13 protein-coding genes are annotated in these 19,966 nt (G+C 69.5%); 3 read left to right on the plus strand and 10 right to left on the minus strand.

Features of this window, described 5'->3' with window-relative positions; all coding sequences use genetic code 11:
* Nucleotides 1-134: 134 nt before the first annotated feature.
* The 3 genes from AVME950_RS16400 to AVME950_RS16410 all read right to left on the minus strand — a co-directional run bounded on the left by AVME950_RS16400 (nt 135) and on the right by AVME950_RS16410 (nt 3,524).
* Nucleotides 135-1,913 (minus strand): hypothetical protein, encoded by a 1,779-nt coding sequence (locus AVME950_RS16400; RefSeq protein WP_284430620.1) that lies wholly within the window; start codon nt 1,911-1,913, stop codon nt 135-137.
* Nucleotides 1,914-2,166: 253 nt separating this feature from the next.
* Nucleotides 2,167-2,643 carry a hypothetical protein gene (locus tag AVME950_RS16405; RefSeq protein ID WP_284430621.1) on the minus strand — a complete coding sequence of 159 codons (477 nt, stop codon included), beginning with the start codon at nt 2,641-2,643 and terminating at the stop codon, nt 2,167-2,169.
* Nucleotides 2,644-2,765: 122 nt separating this feature from the next.
* Nucleotides 2,766-3,524: a TerC family protein gene (locus tag AVME950_RS16410; RefSeq protein ID WP_284406519.1), complete on the minus strand. Its 759-nt coding sequence runs from the start codon at nt 3,522-3,524 to the stop codon at nt 2,766-2,768.
* 526 nt (nt 3,525-4,050) lie between these two features.
* On the opposite strand from AVME950_RS16410, the gene AVME950_RS16415 reads away from it, so the two are divergent.
* Nucleotides 4,051-4,488, plus strand: a complete 438-nt coding sequence (locus AVME950_RS16415) for a DUF3717 domain-containing protein (RefSeq protein WP_284430622.1) — start codon at nt 4,051-4,053, stop codon at nt 4,486-4,488.
* Between the two features lie 100 nt (nt 4,489-4,588).
* On the plus strand, nt 4,589-4,897 hold the full coding sequence (locus tag AVME950_RS16420; RefSeq protein ID WP_284430623.1) for a putative signal transducing protein: 309 nt from the start codon (nt 4,589-4,591) through the stop codon (nt 4,895-4,897).
* A gap of 159 nt (nt 4,898-5,056) precedes the next feature.
* Here the strand turns inward: AVME950_RS16420 and AVME950_RS16425 are convergent, their stop codons facing one another.
* Both AVME950_RS16425 and purB read right to left on the minus strand, forming a co-directional pair.
* Nucleotides 5,057-5,617: a YaeQ family protein gene (locus tag AVME950_RS16425; RefSeq protein ID WP_284400640.1), complete on the minus strand. Its 561-nt coding sequence runs from the start codon at nt 5,615-5,617 to the stop codon at nt 5,057-5,059.
* 86 nt (nt 5,618-5,703) lie between these two features.
* Nucleotides 5,704-7,083: an adenylosuccinate lyase gene (gene purB / locus AVME950_RS16430; RefSeq protein WP_272566529.1), complete on the minus strand. Its 1,380-nt coding sequence runs from the start codon at nt 7,081-7,083 to the stop codon at nt 5,704-5,706.
* Between the two features lie 104 nt (nt 7,084-7,187).
* Here purB and AVME950_RS16435 point away from each other — a divergent pair, with 104 nt between their 5' ends.
* Complete coding sequence (locus AVME950_RS16435) at nt 7,188-7,802, plus strand: glutathione S-transferase family protein (protein WP_284430624.1); 615 nt, start codon at nt 7,188-7,190, stop codon at nt 7,800-7,802.
* A gap of 336 nt (nt 7,803-8,138) precedes the next feature.
* On the opposite strand, the gene AVME950_RS16440 is transcribed toward AVME950_RS16435, so the two are convergent.
* From AVME950_RS16440 to AVME950_RS16460, 5 genes are all read right to left on the minus strand, one after another.
* Nucleotides 8,139-8,744: a glutathione peroxidase gene (locus tag AVME950_RS16440; RefSeq protein WP_284430625.1), complete on the minus strand. Its 606-nt coding sequence runs from the start codon at nt 8,742-8,744 to the stop codon at nt 8,139-8,141.
* Nucleotides 8,745-8,894: 150 nt separating this feature from the next.
* Nucleotides 8,895-10,097, minus strand: a complete 1,203-nt coding sequence (locus tag AVME950_RS16445; RefSeq protein WP_284430626.1) for an HD-GYP domain-containing protein — start codon at nt 10,095-10,097, stop codon at nt 8,895-8,897.
* 170 nt (nt 10,098-10,267) lie between these two features.
* The gene (locus AVME950_RS16450; RefSeq protein ID WP_284430627.1) at nt 10,268-15,382 is read right to left on the minus strand and encodes a hypothetical protein; all 5,115 of its coding nucleotides are present in this window, start codon (nt 15,380-15,382) and stop codon (nt 10,268-10,270) included.
* A 182-nt stretch (nt 15,383-15,564) separates the two neighbouring features.
* The gene (locus AVME950_RS16455; RefSeq protein ID WP_284430628.1) at nt 15,565-18,669 is read right to left on the minus strand and encodes an efflux RND transporter permease subunit; all 3,105 of its coding nucleotides are present in this window, start codon (nt 18,667-18,669) and stop codon (nt 15,565-15,567) included.
* A gap of 90 nt (nt 18,670-18,759) precedes the next feature.
* Nucleotides 18,760-19,959 (minus strand): efflux RND transporter periplasmic adaptor subunit, encoded by a 1,200-nt coding sequence (locus tag AVME950_RS16460; RefSeq protein WP_284430629.1) that lies wholly within the window; start codon nt 19,957-19,959, stop codon nt 18,760-18,762.
* Between the last annotated feature and the right edge of the window lie 7 nt (nt 19,960-19,966).

Genomic DNA, 19,966 nt, shown 5'->3' on the forward strand with positions numbered 1-19,966 from the left:
GCCATGGCTCGGCGGATTCGCTGGCCTGTCCCCGGCCCGCGAATGCGCTCAACCGCTGCGTTCAGGCGCCAGCGAAGCGATGGCTTCGTGGGTTCTTCGGGCGAGGCTTGCTGTCCGTCAGCCTGACCCCCGCTTCAGCCATGCGTTGCGGATGACGTTAGCAACGGTTCCCTGGCCTGGCTTTCCTGGGCGACCGCCCGGAATGGACGCGTCAGCGAACTCATGGCAGACGAGGCGCTTGAGGCAGCGACCTGTCCGACGAAGCCCACGCTGTCGAGCACCCCCGCCATGGCGGTGAGGGCCGCGCCTCCGACGTGACGCAGCAATTCGTTGTGAGGCGCGAGCCTCGCGACGATGGCCTCCTCGTCGATGGTCGGTTGCAGGCCGCTCGTCTCACCCGCTCCGCTCTCGAGGTCACCGATGTTTGCAGCAGAGTGTTGGAGCAAGTCCCCGATCACATTCGCGAAGCGCTGGTGATCGCTGGACACGATACCCGGGACGCCGGTCTGAGAGATGGCGGCAATGACATTCATGCCAATCATCTCGATCGGTGCAAAAGCGGTGCTGCGCAGGATGCGCAGCGCCGCTTCTGGAAGCGCACCGGTGACCATGCCACCGAGGAGGAAGGGCACGAGCCCCACCGCGAGTGCGACGCCCATCGACTTCTTGCCGATCACCGTACTGGGCTCCATCTTGAGTGCCAGCTCGGTGGCCAGATGGATGGCTTCGTCTTGTGCGACGCCCTCGGGCAGCTTCATCACGCCGCTGTGGACCGCGTGCTCGACGGCCTCCTTGACCGACTCACGGATCTCAGCAATCTCTCCAGGCACGCCCGCCGCCGCCGAGAGGATGGCGACCTCGGTTGTCCCCACGCCGATCAGCGCAGCGACAGCTCTCGGTAGACGAGCGGCGTTGTACTCGAGCAAGTTGTTCGGCAACGCGCCGATGGCCGACACGACCCCGGCAGTGAGCGCCTCGCCGAGCTTTTGCATGAATGGGAAGGGATCGCCACGGTCATTGGCCATGCGCTTCTTGACCGTCATCGTGTCCGCCGCCTCGATCGCGACCATGGGCGCCGCGTCGATCACGGACGCCGGCAGGCCCCACGCCACGGATGCGAAGCCGGAACCCAGCAGCGCGAGCTTGGCCTTTGGTGCCGCCACGAGCTCCCACAGCGAGCCCAGCCCCGAGCTGACGGCCAGGCTCGAGCCAAGCAGCTTGAGGTCGATGCTCTTGGCCGTAGCAAGCTGCAGCAGTCCTGTGGCAGCCATCTTCAGCGACAGGTCCGGCCGTGCGGCAAGCCGTTCCTCGATCAAGGATTTCAGTGCGGGCAAAGACGATTCCATCCTCGGACGTGCCTCCCGCAGCAGCGGGATGATCCGGCCGCGAAGGTCATCGCCGATCGCCTGCTCACCGCGAGCAATCACGCCGAGTAGCAGCGGGATGGTGGCGTGCTCCATCGGGGCGCTGAGGTCTTCGCCAAGCGCCGCCTTGAGGCTGTCCAATGTGTTTCCACCGTTGGCGCCCAGGCGAAGCGATAGCGTCGGCTCCTTGCCAGCCAGGGCCATGAATTTCAGACCGGGCACTTCGGCAGGATCGATCGCCAGGGACTCCAGCAGCTTCTGGGTCACCGGGTTTTTGGACGTGAGTTGATTCCCCTCCACGCGAACAGTGCCCTGATAAGACGGGCCGGGACGGCTGTCGGATTGCAGATCGGCAAGCCGATCCGCTTCAATGCGAGGGCCCAGGCTGCTCGTGGAGGTCAGCGACTGACCTTTGGGCCGAATCGGAGGTCCGGACTCCATGGTGGACGGACGGGGCGAGCCGGGACGCGATGAAGGCTGACTCGCCGGCTGCTCGGGCACGGAAGAGGTAGAGGCGACGGAGGTGGAGACCAAGGGAGCAATCTGCATGGGTAATCTTGAGGCTGGAGGTGAGTGAAAAAACCTCCACCATCGCGTAGCCGTGCCAAAAATAACCCAGGGATCGCGAAGTCCAGTCTCCTTTCACGAAGTGCCTCGCTGCAGCAAGATCCCCCGTTGTCGCGGGTACCCGGAACCTCCGCGACGCACCGGACGCAACAGGTCGTCAGCCAGCACAACTACGTCATGTGTGCAGGACAGGCCCTTGCGCGTAACTGCTGGGCAGCAAGGCCGTGGGGGAGGATCACTCCGCCACGAACATGAACATCGCGCCCAAGCCGGCCAGCGTGCCCGGCAGGGACCAGCGGCGCGGCGATGGCTTGCGCGTGATGTTGACGGGGGCGGCCACCGCCTGGACGGGCGCCGGCGCGGCCACTTCGTCCTGCTTGGGGCGGCGTGCGTCGATCACGGGCACGGCGCCGTGTTCGGCCTGCAGCTGGGTGAGCAGATCGGCCAGCGGGCCCTTGGCCAGCACGGTGCTGGCCTGCACCCCCTCGGCCTGCAGCCAGGGAACGATCTGGCCGAACAGCTTGTCGGCCCACTTGGTGCGCCAGTTCTCGCGGGCGCTGTGGCTGACCCACTTGCTGATGCGGTGGGTCATGCGCGGCGCGCAGGCCACCAGCACCCATTCCGTTTTCTCGGCCGAGGCGCGGTGAGACAGGGGCGCCAGGACCTGCCGGGCCTGCTCGGCGTCGTCCACGTAAACGATGACTTTGTTCATGAGGCTTCCTTGTGACCTGGCAGGGGTGCCGTTAGCAATGGGGAGAGGGCCGGGCGAAATGGCCGGACGCCTGGCGGCGCCCGTGCCGTTTCGCCCAACGTTCGTCGTCAAGGCCTGCCCGCTCAGCCGTGGGCGGCCGGAGCCGCTGCGGCGCGGCGCGAGGCGATGGCCTTGCCGACCACCAGCACCAGCAGGGCGCCGGCGATGTGCGCGGCCCAGTACAGGGTGTCGGAGATCACGGCCAGGCCTTGCGCGTCGAGCGTGCCCAGCTTCGGTGCCCAGCTCCAGCGCTCGGTGTTGACGAAGATCGGGTCGGTGACCAGCATGCCGCCGGCGATCCAGCCCAGCAGCATGCCGCCGATGGTGATGATGATGGGGAAGCGCTCCATGAGCTTGATGACCAGCTGGCTGCCCCAGACGATGATCGGGATCGAGATCAGCAGGCCCAGGACCACGAGCAGCATCGAGTGCTCGCCGGCATTCTGGGCGGCGCCGGCGATGGCGATCACGTTGTCCACGCTCATCACCAAGTCGGCCACGATGATGGTCTTGATGGCCGCGAACAGCTTGTCGCTGCCTGCCACGTCGCCGTGGCCGTCTTCGTCGGGTGCCAGCAGTTTGATACCGATCCACACCAGCAGCAGCGCGCCCACGAACTTGAGGAACGGCAGCGCCAGCAGCGTCATGGCGAACGCGATCAGGATGACGCGCAGGATGATGGCGCCCGCGGTGCCCCAGATGATGCCCTTGGTTCGCTGGGCGGGTGGCAGCTTGCGGCAAGCCAGCGCGATGACGACCGCATTGTCGCCACCCAGCAGGATGTCGATGATGATGATCTGCCCCAACGCGACCCAGAACTCGGGTGAAGTCAAGAAGTCCATAAATTCCTCAAAAGCAATGGCCGGGAGGAGGAACCCGCTACCCCTGTAGCGCCGGGCCCCTCCGGGAACGGGGGCTGACTGCGGAGGTGACCTGAGGCACGCCCGCGTTGCGCGGAGCGTTGTTCGATAGGGACGGCCTTGATCAGCCCGCGCAGGGCCCATCAAAGGTCTCGCTCGGTCCGCCATGCCGTGCATGGATGGACCCGGCCTGCCGGAAGCTTGCGCTTCGTACTGACGACAGGACCGACAAGCCCAGCCGCCCCGGGCGGTGTGCCTGCCGGATGTCTGCTGGGTTGGGAGCTACTCCCCTTCGAAGCCGGCATTGGAACACAGGGGCGAGCGGCCGTGCAAGCGAACGTGTCCCGCGCGCCGGGACGGTTTTGAGCCAAACAGGCCCCACGCCGGCGTTTTGATTGCCTTTGCTGCTATCAATTCGTGAGTGTTCTGCGGGGCGGCTCAGAGGCCGTCGGGCGCCGCGGGAGCGCACCCGGGCAGCGGTATGATCGCGGCCCCCTTTCGCACACCCATGGCCGTCCTGCACATCACCGACATCGAAGCCGCCATCAACCATTGGCGCGCCCGGTCGCCGTCGCCCGACGGCGTGACGCTGGCGCCCGAGCTGGTGGCGCTGGCCGAGGTCTACGCGATGATGGTGTACTGGCACGAGGACGAAGCCGACGAGGCGGGCTTTCCCCCGGCGGCCATGGCAGCCTGGCGCGCCTGGTACGAGACCACGCCCGACACCCCGTGCATCGCCATCTGCTCCACCAGCCAGGGCGACGAGCAATGCAAGGGCTGCGGCCGCAGCTTCGCCGAGGTACAGCACTGGCTGGCGATGACGCCGGTCGAAAAGCGCACCGTGTGGCGGCGCATCACGCTGGAGAGCTCGGCATGGCGTTTCAACCGCTACGCCGAACGCGCGGCGGAAGGCAGCGCCCCGGCCGAGGCCAAGGCGCCTGCCTGAACGGCGTCGGTGGGCGTTGCGGCCCCCGGTGCGGGGGGATGAGCGGCGCCATGGCTTTCCCGCCCTTTACGGGCTGCGGGACAGCGGCTATGGTGGGTTCATGCTCCGTCTGACCCAGGCCCCCAACATCGCGATCGCCACCCTGTGGGCCGACCTGCTGCGCGAGGGCGGCATGCCGGCGTCGGTGCAGCGGCAGTACCTGGGGGCCGCCGCCGGGCACCTGCCGCCAGACCAGTGCCTGCCCGAGATCTGGCTGGAGCACGACGAGCACGCGGCCCGCGCGCGGCAACTGCTGCAGGCGTTGCAGAACCTGCCCCAGCGCCGCTGGCTGTGCGGGTGCGGCGAAATGGTGGAGGGCGGGTTCGAGCAGTGCTGGCAGTGCGGCGCGCTGATGCCGCAGCCGGTTTGAGCTCAGAGAGCGCCGCATGCCATCGGGCGGGCCGGCGCGGCGTGTGGCTGGCCGCACGCTGTGATGCTCACTTATTGATAGCAATATGCCCTAGTCGATCATGCCCTGGAGGCCCATCAGGCTTCCAACCCTGCCGACCCGGCAGCCCCCGTGGCCGCGTCACTTCCAGCGCTGGGGCTCCACGTGCACGCTGCCCAGGTTGCTGCTCAGGGTGAGCGCGCCCTCCTGCACCGTGGCCTGCAGCTGCATGCTGCGCTCCGCGAGCGCGGCCAGGGCCTGCGAGGCCTCGGCGGGCAGGCGCCACACCTGCAGCTTGTCCAGGCGCGACAGCTTGGTCTGGATGCCTTTCCACCACACCTCGGCGGCATGGTGGAAGCAATACACGATCACGGCGTCCGACTTGCTGCAGGCCTTGGTGAGCGGCTTGTCCTCGGGCTGGCCGACCTCGATCCACAGGCGCTTGCGGCCGGTGAAGTCGGTCAGGGAGACGTCCGGGTCGTCCGGGTCGGACAGCCCCGCGCCGAAGGCCAGGGTGCCGTCGCCCTGGCACACGGCCTGCAGCTGGTGGGCGTGGAGGGCCAGCGCCGCCAGCCGCACCATCATGCGTTCGTCGGTTTCGCTCGGGTGGCGGGCCAGCGTGAGCGAATGGTCGGCGTAGTAGCTGTTGTCGATGTCGGCGATCTGCAGGTTCGCCTTGAAGATGGTGGATTTGATGGCCATGGGCTGGTGCTCACAAAAATATAGCAGTCCACGCCCGATGGTGGGGCGCGGACCGGCAAAAGGGCTTCAACCCCGGCGGTGGTCGGTCAGACGCGGCGCGCCAGTTCGGCGGCCTTGCCGATGTAGCTGCCGGGCGTCATGGCGAGCAGGCGCTCTTTTTCGGCCTCGGGAATCTCCAGGCTGCGGATCAGCCCGTGCAGGGCCTCGGCCGTCACGGTCTTGCCGCGGGTGACTTCCTTGAGCTTTTCGTAGGCGCCCGGCACGCCGAAGCGGCGCATCACCGTCTGGATCGGCTCGGCCAGCACTTCCCAGGAGGCGTTCAGGTCGTCCGACAGCGCCTCTTCGTTCAGTTCCAGCTTGTTCAGGCCGGTCATGAGCGAGGTGTACGCCAGGGCCGCGTAGCCCAGTGCCACGCCGATGTTGCGCAGCACGGTGCTGTCGGTCAGGTCGCGCTGCCAGCGGCTCACGGGCAGCTTCTCGGACAGGTGCTTGAGCAGCGCGTTGGCCAGGCCCAGGTTGCCTTCGGCGTTCTCGAAGTCGATCGGGTTGACTTTGTGCGGCATGGTCGAGGAGCCGATCTCGCCGGCCTTGAGCTTTTGCTTGAAGTAGCCCAGGCTCACATAGCCCCAGATGTCGCGCGACAGGTCGATGAGGATGGTGTTGGCGCGCGCCACAGCGTCGAACAGTTCGGCCATGTAGTCGTGCGGCTCGATCTGGATGCTGTAGGGCTGGAAGGTCAGGCCCAGGCCCAGGGGCTCGGGCGTTTCCACCACGCGCTTGCTGAAGGCTTCCCAGTCGAAGTCGGGCCAGGCGGACAGGTGGGCGTTGTAGTTGCCCACGGCGCCGTTCATCTTGCCCAGCATCTTGACCGAGGCCACGCGCTCGCAGGCGGTCTGCAGCCGCACGACCACGTTGGCCAGTTCCTTGCCCACCGTGGTGGGACTGGCGGTCTGGCCGTGCGTGCGGCTCAGCATGGGCACGGCGGCGTACATGTGAGCCATCTCGCGCAGCTTGAGCACGATGCGGTCCAGGCCCGGCAGCACGACTTGGTCGCGGCCGGAGCGCAGCTGCAGGGCATGGCTGGTGTTGTTGATGTCCTCGCTGGTGCAGGCGAAGTGCACGAACTCGGCCGCCTTCTCCAGCTCGGGGCGGGCCTCGAACTTGCCCTTGAGCCAATATTCCACGGCCTTCACGTCGTGGTTGGTGGTCTTCTCGATGTCCTTGATGGCGGCCGAATCGGTTTCGGAAAAATTCTTCACCAGCCCCAGCAGGTAGGCGCGTGCGCCGGTGGTCAGGGGCTTGAACTCGGCGAAGCCCGCATCCGACAGCGCGATGAACCAGGCCACTTCCACCTGCACCCGGCGGTGCATGTAGCCGTGCTCGCTCATGATCGGGCGCAGGGCGGAGAGTTTGGCGGCGTAGCGGCCGTCGAGGGGCGAGAGGGCGGTGATGGTGGACAGGCTCATGGGCGGGGATTGTAGGTGGCGCTGCCTGTAAGCTATCCAAGGCAAGACTGCCCATAAAATCAAGCGGCCTTGTCCCCGTCCCCTGCCGTGCCCGGAAGAACACCATGAAATTGATCGGATCCTCAGCCAGCCCCTATGTGCGCAAGGTGCGTATCGTGATGGCCGAGAAGAAGCTGGACTACCGCTTCATCGAGGAAGACGTCTGGGCCGAGGACACGACCATCGCCACCTCCAACCCGCTGGGCAAGGTGCCGTGCCTGGTGATGGAAGGCGGAGAGGCCGTGTTCGATTCACGCGTCATCGTCGAATACCTGGACACCCTCTCGCCCGTGGGCCGGCTGATTCCCACGCAAGGCAGGGAGCGCGCCGAGGTCAAGACCTGGGAGGCCCTGGCCGACGGCGTGATGGACGCGGGCGTGCTCGCCCGGCTCGAGTCGCGCTGGACCGGCCGCCAGGAGGGCGAACGCAGCCAGGCGTGGATCGACCGCCAACTCGGCAAGGTCGAGGCGGGCATCAAGGCCATGGCCCAGGGCCTGGGCGAGAAGCCCTACTGCAGCGGCATCCACATGAGCCTGTCCGACATCGCCGTGGGCTGCGCGCTGGGCTGGATCGGCTTTCGCTTTCCCGAAATCGAATGGCGTGCCGAGCATGCCAACCTCGCCCGGCTGCTGGACAAGCTGGAGCAGCGCGTGAGCTTCGCCGACACACGGCCTGCCTGATCGATCGCCCCGGCCCCGGGGCGCTGACTGACCAAAAAGCAGCGCCCACAAAGCCAAAAGCGCGCAACCTGCGAAGGTTGCGCGCTTTGTTTTTGGCGGAATAAAAAAGTTGCGAAGCGTCCCGAAACGAATTTAGAGAGGGAGGGAGGAGAAGCGCTTCAGGGTTTCAGTTGAACCACCAGGGTTCAAAAGGCTTCGCAACAGTAAAGGGTTGATCGGGGGGCAAGCGTCGCCGCCTGCACTGGTTACTAGAGTAGTGACGATCCCGGGAAGTTCCAGAGGGAAGGTGGTTAAAACCATCAGAAAATGTAACTATTTCCATATCACGGAACTGCTTCAGAACGGTGACGTCTTCGGGCGCCCCGCGTCCAGTTGCTGCTCGATCGCGCGCACCAGCCGGGGGTCGCCCGGCTCCACCACGCTGGCGAAACTGCCGACCACCTTGCCGTCCCGGCCCACCAGGTACTTGTGGAAGTTCCAGCGGGGCGCCTCGCCGGCCTGGGCTTTCAATTCCCGGTACAGCGGCGAGGCGTCGGCCCCGACGACCCGGCTCTTGGCGAACATCGGAAACTTGACGCCGAAGGTGTTCTCGCAGAAGTCGGCGATCTGCGCATTGCTGCCGCCCTCCTGGGAGAAATCGTTGGAGGGGAACCCCAGCACCACCAGCCCCCGGTCCTTGTAGCGCGCGTGCAGGGCCTCCAGCCCCTGGTACTGCCCCGTGAAGCCGCAGTAGCTGGCCGTGTTGACGACCAGCAGCACCTTGTTGCGGTACTGGCACAGTGGCTGAGGCAGTTCGTCCTGCAGGCGCAGGGGGGTGTGGCGCAGCAGGGGAGGGCAGGTGCCGTCTTCCGTCGCGGCCGCCGGGCCCGCGGCCCGCGCGGGAAGGCCGGACAGGGCGAGCGGCGCAGCCGCCAGGGCAAGGCAAAGGACTCGGCGCAGCATGAAGGTCTCCTTGTCGATGGGGCGCCACAGGCAGTGGATCACGCAATGGGGGGCGGCCCACGAACGAGTTTGGCGCAAATCGGCGGAAAAGTCCCGCCCCCGCGCGCGCCAGGAGGCCGCCGCTGACAGGAGCGGCCCTGGGAAACGTTCTCAGACGAGGCTGAGCAAGCGGTTCAATTGCAGTTGCACGCGCACATCGCGCTGGGCGATGGCGCCGGTCACCTTCCAGGCGGGCTGGGCGGTGTCGCGCGGAATGAGCTCTCCGGTGGGCATGCCGTTGCGGTTGAGCACCACGGCCACGCGCGGCGTGGTGGCGCTGCCGCCGCGGCGCAGGGTGACGGCGATCTCCTGGCTCACCAGCCGCACGAACGCGCCCGGAGGGTACACGCCCAGGGTTTTCACCAGGGCCGAACCGGCTTCATCCACCTGGTGCGATTCGTCGTAGTAGCTCGCCTGCATCGCCGCGGTGACGGGCATCGGCGCGCGCGAGGCGCGCGGGGCCAGGCGGGCGCCGAACACGTCCGCCCGCTGGATCAGCCGGGCGATCTGCTGGCCTTCGCTTTTGTCGGCCAGCGGGCCCGGCGAGCGGTGGTGGTGGCAGCGCACGGCTTCCAGCCATACCGGGTCGTGCACGCCCAGATGGCGCAGCAGGGTTTCAGATCGGGTGGCATGGCTTTCCACCGCGGCGATCTGCTCCGAGGTGAGCGGCTGGGCCTGCACGGCCAACTGGTCCTGCAGCGCGGTCATGGCGATGTTCATGGACAGCGCCGCGCGCCCGGTCTGCATCACGCGCTCCACCGGCCAGCGCAGCTGCTCGACGGCGACCAGCATGCACACGCAGGCCACGAGCATGGCGTGGGTGCCGCTGTACTGCCGGGTTTCGTGGCCGGACAGGTAGATGAGGGCCAGCAGGACCGCGTCGGGGCTCTGGCGGCAGTGCAGGGCGAGTTCGCGGTGCAGCGCATCGAAACGGTCGGGAAAGTCATGCGCCTGCGGCGCGCGCAGCAGCTGCGTGGCCCGCAGCTGCAGCCCTGGCCAATCGGGCGGGCCGCCTTCGACGCGGTCGCGCGAGGCCTGGGCGCCAGCGCTGATCTTCATGGAGGCGATCTGGCCGAGCGAGGTGTCGGACATCAGCATCTGCTGCAGCTGCGCCAGATAGGCGCGGTGGCTGTCGCCCGATTCGTCGGTGTCCACGCACAGCTGCAGGCCGCGCGACAGGAGAACATCCAGTTCGTTGCGCGTGCGGATCACGTAGCCTTTTTGCGCCAGCAGCACGCCATCGGCCCCGCGCAGGATGAAGGGAAGCGGGGAGCCGAGCTGGATCGATTCGATGTTCAGCGCAACGAGGTTCATGGTGAGTCGCCGCATTATGGGCGCACGGGTGCGCCTTGAAAGCCGGCGCAATGGCGGGAACCCACCGTTGTTCGCCGGTTCCTGGTGGTGGCCCAGGGCGGTGGCGTGTGGCCGCCCCGTTCATTCAGCAGCGCCCGCGCGGGTCCGCCGGCGCCGCGCACGGCCCGCCGTCAGGGCGTGGGCCGGGACGCGTCCACGCCGGATCCGGCGCTGCGGCCGGCCGGCGGCGTGGGCAGCGGAAGGGGCTGCGGGGTCACGGGGGGCCGCCGTGGGTCGAAGTTGGGGGGCACGGGTCGCGGTACTGCGCGGCCCGTAGCCCCGACGGACTCCGGCGTGGGCAGGGGCATGGGCTGCGGGGTCGTGGGGGACCACCGGGGGCCCGCAGGCGTGGCCCGGCGTCCCGCTGCGCTCGTGGGCGGAGTAGCCCCCTCGGGTGGCAGCGGAAGGGGATTGCTCTCGGACGGCTCGCTGTCCACGTCATCGTCTTCGGGCACCCAGTCGCGCAAGGAGGGGCTGGCGATGACCGGCGGCCTGGGGAGCGGGTGAAGGGGGTGCTGGTCGTTGAACGGCTCCTTGAACAACTGGCCCAGCGTCGGGCGCCGTTGCCGCGTTGGTGGGGGTTCGACGTCCGGGGCTTGGGGCGTCTGCAGGTCCGGCTCCTCGGGCTCCTGCGCCTTGTTCACGCCGTCGTTGGCCCGGGTGAAGAGGCCTTGCGCTTGCTGTTGTGCCTGGGCCGCGAGCTTGGTGGCCTGGGCTTCGGCGCGGGCGCGCCAGACCGCCTGGGGATCGGCGGCGGCCGCCGGCTCCCGTTCGATTTCGACTTCCGTTTCAGGATCGGGCCTGGGCTCGGGGTTCTGCGCCACCGGGGCGAATTTCGGCGCCCATCGGGCCGAGTGGTCATCCGGGGCCGCGGCGTGCTGCTGCGGGGTGCGGCCCACCTGCTGGGAGCCTGCCGGCAGGAATTCGTGCAGCCGGGTGGACTCCGATGCCGCCTTGCCCTGCAGCATGCCGAGTGCGGCGCTCTGCGATGCCTCGTCCTTGGCCTTCGTCTTGAATTGCAGGTTGTTGGCGGTCCAGGCGTCGTGGCTGTCCAGCAAGGTGCGCACCTTGGCCCGGTAGCCGTCGGCCTTGGCCTGCTGTCCCTGCGCAATCGCCTGCTGGCGCGCGGCCTCGGCCTGCTGGGTGGCCGCCAGGTCCCGCAATCGTGCCGCGGCCTCTTGCTGGGCCAGTGCCTCGGCGGGCTGGCCCGCGGCAGCAGCCCGCCGGATGGCGGCCTGGGCCTGCTGGCTTTCCATGGTGGCTCGCCGGGCGGCTTCGGTCGCCTGCTGCACTGCGGCGGCGGCTTTCTGGCCCGTCTCGGTGGCTTGCTGTGCCAGGCCCTGCAGCTTGTCGTAGGCCTCAGCCGCCTGGGGGCGCAGCTTGGTCACCACGGAAAACGTCATGCCAGGCGCGCTGGCCTGTGCGGCCTGGACCAGGGTGTCCTGCAGGCGCAGCCAGGCGCGGCCGGTCTTTTCTTCCGCCGAGGCATGCGGCACGCCGTCGCGTGCGGCCATGACCGAAACGAACTCGTGCATCCGGGGTTCGAGCTCGGCCAGAAAATCATCCAGGTCTTCGAACTCGCGGATCATCTGGGTCTGGTCGGCCCAGGTCTCGCCATGGCGGGTCGTCATGCGCAGCGTGGTATCGACGCCGCTGTTGGCCAGCTGCTTGCGAAAGTCCAGTCCGGCCCCGCGCGCCTGGGCGGCCCTTTCCGGATCGTGCCTGGATGCCGGCACCAGCCCCAGGCTGGCGTTGGCGCTCGCACGGACATCGGCCCGGTGCTGCGCCGACAGCTTGTATTCCTCCACGTTCAGCCCCGAACGGCTTTCCGTCTGCACCGAGCGCGAACGCTGGTTGCTGCTGGCGACTCCCGCCTGCACGCCGACGCCGATGGCGCGCCGCGTGGCCTTGCGGTCATGCTCGTCGCGGTCCCGCGGCCCGCGCGCGCGGACCATGGCGTTGGCGCCGATGGCCATCTCGGACGTGCGGCTGCGTTTGGTGTTGGACAGCTCCGCCACGGCCAGGGCAGGAAAGTGCTCCAGCAGGTGGGCCAGAGGATCCATGTCCGGGCCGCCCTCCGACGATGTGGCGCCCCCGTGGGCCATGGCAATGAGCGCATCGGCGAAGTGCCGCCGCAAGGTGTCCTCATGGGAGGCGGTGCGCTGCATGCGCAGGCTCACGCCCTCGGTGCGCGAGGTTTCGCCGCCGGCCTCCAGGCGCATGTCGAAGCGCAGCGCGATGCCCGCTTCGTCATCGCCCAGGTTGAACTCGTGGTCCTGGTTCCCCAGCTCGCGCCGCAGGCCCACGCTGAGCCCGACGTTGGCGTTCTTGGAGTCCGCCGTGGCGATCTGCATCTGCATGGCCGCACCGACCATGTTCAGGTCCATCGAGCGCTCGTGCCCCAGGCCGATGCCCGCGATCGGCGTGACGAGTTCCGGCGTGGCGGTGGTCACCGACACGGCCTTGCCCAGTTCCAGCCGGGCCAGCCGCGCATCGCTGCTCTTGATCTTCTCGCCCAGGCTGATGCGCTGCGACAGCGATTTCATCACTTCGGCCGCGTCGGCCGGGCCGCGCAGGTCGTTGAACAGCGTGATGGTGTCGGACACGCACAGCTCGAAGCGGTTCACGTGCACGTCCCGCTGCAGGGCCTGCAGCGCGGGCGCCGCCGTTTTCACGGCATCGGCCACCGTGCGGGGCGCGGTGCTGCCGGAGGCCGCGCCGGTGGTGGCCGCGGGCGGGCTCCATGGCACGGCCAGGGCCGCATCGACCAGGGTGCGCATCAGCCGGCCCGCATCGTCGCCCGATTCCTTCATCTGGGACCAGGCGCTGCGCACCGAAGCGGGCCAGGCGTCCTGCACCTGGTCCAGGGCCTCTTCCCGGGACGGCCGCTCGCCCTCGGGCAGGGTCTTGAGCCAGTCCTGGGTGAGCTTGCTTTCGATGGCCTCGAAGGTGTCGATGCGCAGGGACCGCAAGGCGGCCGCGGGCTTCACCTTGGCCAGCAGGTCGGCCGATACCACCATGAGGTCGGCCAGTGCCCGGGTCTGCGGCGCTTCCACGCCGGCCGCGGCCCTGGCCGCTTCGGCAATCTCGTGGAAGCCGCCGATGGCTTCGTGGGCGATGGCATCGGTGCGCAGGCCCCGGGCGACCTGGCTGGGGCCCACCGTGGGCGACAGCGTGCCATCGGCCAGCGCGCGCAGGTCGGTGTGCTCTCCCAGCACCCTCAGGATGTGCCCGACATTGGGGCGGCTGCCGCGCAGCGATTGCCAGGCGGCGGCCAGGCCCGGGGGCAGCCCGGCCAGGCCCTCGGCCCCCAGGTGGGCCTCCACTTTCTGGAAAAAGCCCTTGCCCAGGTGCTTGAGCGTGTTCTGCGAAGGGGCCGGCGCGCTCCCGCCCAGCCCCAGCTCCTTCAGCACCCCGAGCATCAGGGTTTCGGCCGGCAGCGCGCCGGCCCCTGCGCGCGCTTGGAGATCGATGCGCAGGTCGGTGGCGGTGCGGTGCAGCGATGCCACGGCCTCGTCGCGGCGCGGCAGCATGCCGTTCTCGCTGGCGGCGGCGGTCATCTTGCGCATGACCGATTTGCGCCACATCGTCGGCTGCGCGCCAGGCAGCCAGGACGCGATGGCGGGCAGCGCAGGCGCCAGCAGCCCTTCCATGCCCGCCGAATTCTTGACGATGGCCTTGGGCAGCCCGCCCGTCAGCCAGTTCTGGAACCGCCCCATCCGCCCGGACGCCGCGCGCGCGTTGCGCTGGCTGGTCTGGTCGAGCGCGCCGTCGCTGAACTGCAGCAGCCGCTGGCGCACGCGGTCGTAGCTGGATCCCGGCGCCTTGGTCGTGAACCCGTTCTGCAGGCAATGGAACGCGGTGCGCTGCGCCACCGTGCGCTCGGATTCGGGCACCGGGTGGTGCCGTGGCTGGGCCAGCTCGACCGCATGCGCCACTGCGTCGCGCAGCAACGCCATGTCCGCCGGGGCCTCGGCCGACCCGGGGCCCTCCTGCTGCCGGGACGACTGCAGATGCAGCATCGCCGACATGGCCACCTGCAAGGCATCCTGCCGGGTCCCGGCGGCGGGAGGGTCCGTCATCCTGGCCAGCAGGCGCATGCCGCCTGCCGGCCTGGCGATGGCGCACGCCAGGCGCGACAGCGGCTGCAGGTCGGCGCGGGTTTCGCGGTCCGGTGGGGAAGGCTGCAGGGCGTCGTGCACCAGGCCGACCAGCCGGGCCGGCGAGCTGTGCGACAGGTTTTCCATGGCCGTCGCCAGCCCCTCGGGATCCCCGGCAAAGGTGTCGCGAGCGGTGTTGATCAGCAGCTCGACGGCCAGCACGTCGGGCACCTTGGTGCCGTGGTTCAGGGCCGCGACCAGCGTGTCGGTGGCTGCCTGCAGCCGGGGCTGCAGGGGCTCGGGCACGCCCGAGAGCAGTTCGGCGACCATCCTGGCGTTGGCGGCGGTCGCCGCGTCCTTGGAGCGCTGCTCGGCGGCCTTGGCGGCGTCGGTCAGCTGCTGCAATGCGCCTTCCGTGTTCACGCGCGCGCCACCGGGCAACGCGGCCTGGGTGGCCAGGTGGATGGTGGCCTTGGCCTTCTCGGCATGGACCAGGCCTTCCAGATGGCCCAGCACGATGGACTTCGTCTCCGCCGTGGCGCTGCCCTGGCTGCTCTGGCCCCCTGCCTTGAGGCCCCCGGCTTCATAGAACATCTCCAGCGCGTCGCTGGGCACGCTGGCAGGGCCCTTGCCCAGCGACAGCACGGACAGCGCCTGCTGGGCCCAGTACGCCGCCGTGCCCGCGATGCCGCCGTCCCGGCCCGATCCTTCGGTACCGGGCGACTGGCCGGTCTCCACCTGGTGCAGTGCCTCCTGCACGGCCTGCGCCAGCCCGGTCTTGGTGGCGTTGGGCAGTGGCACCCGTCCGTCCGCCTCGAACCGCGGCGCCTGCACCTGGTTGTGCCGCACCACCGGGTGCTGGGTCTGCGTGCCCACCGCCAGCGGGCCCAGGCTGGCGTTGGCCGTGGTCTTGCCGCCCTTCCAGAGGCTTTTGAGCTTGGACAGGACGGTCCGGTCCGAGCGCTGCGCCATGTTGGCGGTGGTGTAGACCGCCGCCGATCCGCTCTTGCCGCGCGCAGCGAGCCCCTCCGGCCCCTTCAGGCTGGCGCTGCGCTCCGGGGCATCCGGGACCGGGGACGCAGGCCGTGCAGGCGTGGACGGAGGCTGTCCGGCCGGCTGGATTTCCCCTGAACTGGTGGCACGCATGGTCTTGTCTCCCTGGAATTCTTCTGGAATCCCATGGTTGTATACAAGTCCTGGCAGCCTTCCCGGTGATGCGAAGCCGTGCATCTGCACGCGAAAAGGCCGCCGCGCCTTGGGCGCAGCAGCGCAAACCCTGTGCTAGAGGGGCGGGCGGCACCGATGGCGGGGCGCCGCCGCGCCGCCACTCACAGCGGGTGCGGCGCTTCGGGCGCGCGGGGTGCCTGGGGGGCTGGTGCGGGCCGCCGCATCACCCGGCGCTGGAACCACTGCGCGAAGTCGTCCACGTAGGTGAACACCGCCGGCACCACCAGCAGGCTGAGCACGGTCGAGGTGATGAGCCCGCCGATCACCGCCACCGCCATGGGCGAGCGAAAGCTCATGTCGGCGCTGCCCAGCGCCAGGGCGATGGGCATCATGCCGGCGCCCATGGCGAGCGTGGTCATGATGATGGGCCGCGCGCGCTTGTGGCAGGCATCCAGCAGCGCGTCCCAGCGGCTCATGCCCTGGTCGCGGCGCGCCACGATGGCGTACTCCACCAGCAGGATGGAGTTCTTGGTGGCGATGCCCATCAGCATGATGAGCCCGATGAGCGAGGGCATCGAAAAGCTCTTGCCCGCCACCAGCAGCGCCACGAACGCCCCGCCCAGCGACAGCGGCAGCGCCGCCAGGATCGTCACCGGCTGCAGGAAGTCCTTGAACAGCAGCACCAGCACGAGGTAGATGCAGATCACGCCCGTGAGCATCGCCAGGCCGAAGCTGGCGAACAGCTCGCCCATCATCTCGGCATCGCCCACGTCGATCAGGCGCACGCTCGCGGGCAGCTGGGCGACGGCGGGCAACTGCTTGACGGCCTCGGTCACCTCGCCCAGGCCGCGCGCGCCCAGCTCGATCTCGAAGTTGACGTTGCGCGAGCGGTCGTAGCGGCTGATGACGGCCGGCCCGCCCGCCACCTCCAGCGTGGCGACCTCGCCCAGGCGCACCGGCCCGCGGGCGCCGGGCACCGTGAGGCGCTCCAGCACCGACAGGTCCTCGCGCGCCGCGTTGTCCAGGCGCACGACGATGGGCACCTGGCGCTGCGCCAGGTTCAGCTTCGGCAGGTACTGGTCGTAATCGCCCACCGTGGCCACGCGCAGGGTCTCGGCGATGGCGCTGCTGGTCACGCCCAGGTCGGCGGCGCGCGCGAAGTCCGGGCGCACGGCGATCTCGGGGCGCACCAGGCTGGCGGTGGAACTCACGCCGCCGATGCCCGGGATGGTGCGGATGCCGCGCTCGACCGCCTGCGCGGCCGTGGCCAGGGCCTGCGGGTCTTCGCTGGCCAGGGCCAGCACGTACTTGTCGTTGGAGCCGCCCAGGCCGATCTTCACGCGAACGCCGGGCAGGTCTTCCAGCGCGGCGCGCAGCTGCTGCTCGATGACCTGCTTGCGCGGGCGCTCGCCGCGCGGGTCCATGCGCAGGGTGAGCGTGGCCTTGCGCGGGTCGCCCACGCCCGCCCCGGCGAACGGGTCGGCGCCGGCCGAGCCGCCGCCGATGGTGGTGTAGATGCTCGCCACGTGGCCCACGCGCTGCACGCGCTCGGTGGCCTGCGCCACCGCCACGCGGGCATCGGCCAGCAGGCTGCCGGGCGGCAGCTCCAGGTTGACCTGGGTCTGCGCGTTGTCGTCGGCCGGGATGAAGCCCGAGGGCAGCAGCGGGATCAGCGCGATCGAGCCGGCGAAGAACAGCAGCGCGCCCAGCAGCGTGATCACGCGGTGGCGCAGGCACCAGGCCGAGGCGCGCATGTAGGTGCCCAGCCAGCGCGGCTCCTTCTCCTGCGCCACCATGGGTTTCATGAGGTAGGCCGCCATCATGGGCGTGAGCAGCCGCGCCACCACCAGCGAGGCGAACACCGCCAGCGCCGCCGTCCAGCCGAACTGCTTGAAAAAGCGCCCGGCGATGCCGCTCATGAACGCGGTGGGCAGGAACACGGCGATCAGCGTGAAGGTGGTGGCGATCACCGCCAGGCCGATCTCGTCGGCCGCCTCCATCGCCGCCTGGTAGGGCGACTTGCCCATGCGCAGGTGGCGCACGATGTTCTCCACCTCCACGATGGCGTCGTCCACCAGGATGCCCACCACCAGCGACAGCGCCAGCAGCGTGATGATGTTGATGGAAAAGCCCAGCAGGTGCATGCCGATGAAGGCCGGGATGACCGACAGCGGCAGCGCCACGGCCGAGACGATGGTCGCGCGCCAGTCGCGCAGGAAGAGCCACACCACGACCACGGCCAGGATGGCGCCCTCGTACAGCAGGCGCATGGAGCTGTCGTACTCGTCGCTGGCGATGTCCACGAAATCGACCGTGCGCGTGAGGTGCAGGTCGGGCCGCTCGGCCTGGAGCTTGTCCAGCGCCCGCTGCACGCCCGCGCCCACCTCGACCTCGCTGGCGCCGCGGCTGCGCGAGACCTCGAAGCCGATCACCGGCTTGCCGTCCAGCAGCGCGGCGGTGCGCTGCTCGGCCACGGTGTCGCTGATGGTGGCCACCTGGTCGAGCCGGATGTGGCGGCCGTCGGTGAGCGGGATGTCCATGGCGCCGATCTCCTGCGCCGTCTGCACGGTGGCGATGGTGCGCACGGGCTGCTCCGCGCCGCCGAGGTCGGCGCGGCCGCCCGCGCTCTCGATCTGCACCTGGCGCAGCTGGCGCGACACGTCGGCCGCCGTGGCCCGCAGGGCCTGCAGGCGCAGCGGGTCGAGCGACACGCGCACCTCGCGCGACACGCCGCCCACGCGGTTCACCGCGCCCACGCCCGGCACGGCCAGCAGGCGGCGGGTGAGGGTGTCGTCCACGAACCACGACAGCGCCTCGTCGTCCAGGCGGTCGGACGCGATGGCGAACGCCAGGATGGGCTGGGACGACAGTTCGAGCTTGGCGACGATGGGGTCGCGCAGGTCGGCCGGCAGGTCGGCGCGCACGCGGCTCACGGCCGAGCGCACGTCGTCCACCGCTTCCTGCACCGGCTTTTCGAGCTGGAACTCGGCCGCGATGGTGGCCGTGCCGTCCACCAGGGTCGAGGTGATGTGCTTGAGGCCCTGCGTGGTGGCGATGGCGTTCTCGATCTTGCGCGCCACGTCGGTTTCCAGCTGCCCCGGCGCCGCGCCCGGCAGCGACGCGGTGACCATGACCACGGGCAGGTCCATGTCGGGAAAGTTCTGCACCTTCATCGCGTGGAACGACAGCATCCCCGCGAAGGAGAGCAGCACGAACAGCATCGCGGCCGGAATCGGGTTTCGGATGGACCAGGCGGAGAGGTTCATGGCAGGTCCTTGCGGGCGGCAGCGGGGCCGCGGTGGCAACCGGGCAAAAGCATGTTTTGCTCCTTATTTAATAGCATGATGCCCTAGTGCTTATTGTGCTGCAGGCATTTTTGATGTGGATGCCGCGGGCCGGGGCGCCGGCGCGGACGCCGCTGCTGCGGGCGCTGCGGCCTGCACGCGCACCAGGTCGCCGTCGTTCAGGAACGCGCCGCCGCGCTCGACCACCGTCACGCCCGGCTGCAGGCCCGAGACGATCTCCACCCGGTCGCCCGTGCGCTGGCCGGTCTGCACGCGGCGCATCACCACGCGGCTGCCCTCGCCGATCTCGAACACGCTGCTGAAGCCGTCGCGCACCACCACCGACGACTGCGGCACGCTGAGCGCATCGCGCTGCCCCAGCAGAAAATCGCCGCGCGCGAACATGCCCGCGCGCACATCGGGGTGGATGGGCAGGTCCACATAGACCAGGCCGTTGCGCGTCTGCGGATCGACGGTGGGGGCGATCATGCGCACCGTGCCCGGCACCTGCGCGCCGCTGGCGGCCGTCACGATCACCTGGCTGCCGGGGCGGATGCGCGGCAGGTCGTTGGAGGTGACCTCGGCGCGCCATTCCAGGCGGCCCTTGCGCACCATGCGAAAGAGTTCGGTGCCCGCGCCCAGCACCGCGCCCACGGTGGCCGTGCGCGAGGAGATGACGCCGCTGTCCGGTGCCAGCACCTGGGCATGCTTGAGCCGCAGCTGCTGCGCGTTGAGGGCCGCCTGCGCCGCCTCCACGCGGGCCTGGGCGGTCTCGCCGGCGGTCGCGTACTGCTGGATCTGCTGCTGGCTCAGGGCGCCGCTGGCCTGCAGCGTGCGGGCGCGCTCGGCGTTGGCGGCGGCCTCGGCGGCGCTCGCGCGGGCCTCCAGCAGGCTCGCCCGGGCCTGGGCCACGTCGGCCTGCAGCGTCTCGGGCGCGAAGGTGGCCAGCACCTGGCCGACGCGCACCGTGTCGCCCACGTTCACGCGCACGTCGGTCAGGCGCAGGCCGCTGCTTTCGGTGCCGATGCTGGCCTCCTGCCACGCGGCGACGTTGCCGTTGGCGGGCAGGCGCTGCGCCAGCGAGGTGCGCGTGGGCTGCGTGGTGGTGACGGTGAGCGCGGGCCGGGGCTCGCCGGCCTTGGCGCTCTTGGCATCGTCCGCCGCGCGCGAGGGGCCGGCGGCCATCAGCGCGCCGGCGGCGGCGAGCACGCACACGGCCAGAACGGCCAGCGCCGCGGGAAGGGAGGAGGGGGTGAATTTCATGCGCTGCATGGGGGTT

Source organism: Acidovorax sp. SUPP950, assembly GCF_030158935.1.
Classification (GTDB): domain Bacteria; phylum Pseudomonadota; class Gammaproteobacteria; order Burkholderiales; family Burkholderiaceae_C; genus Paracidovorax.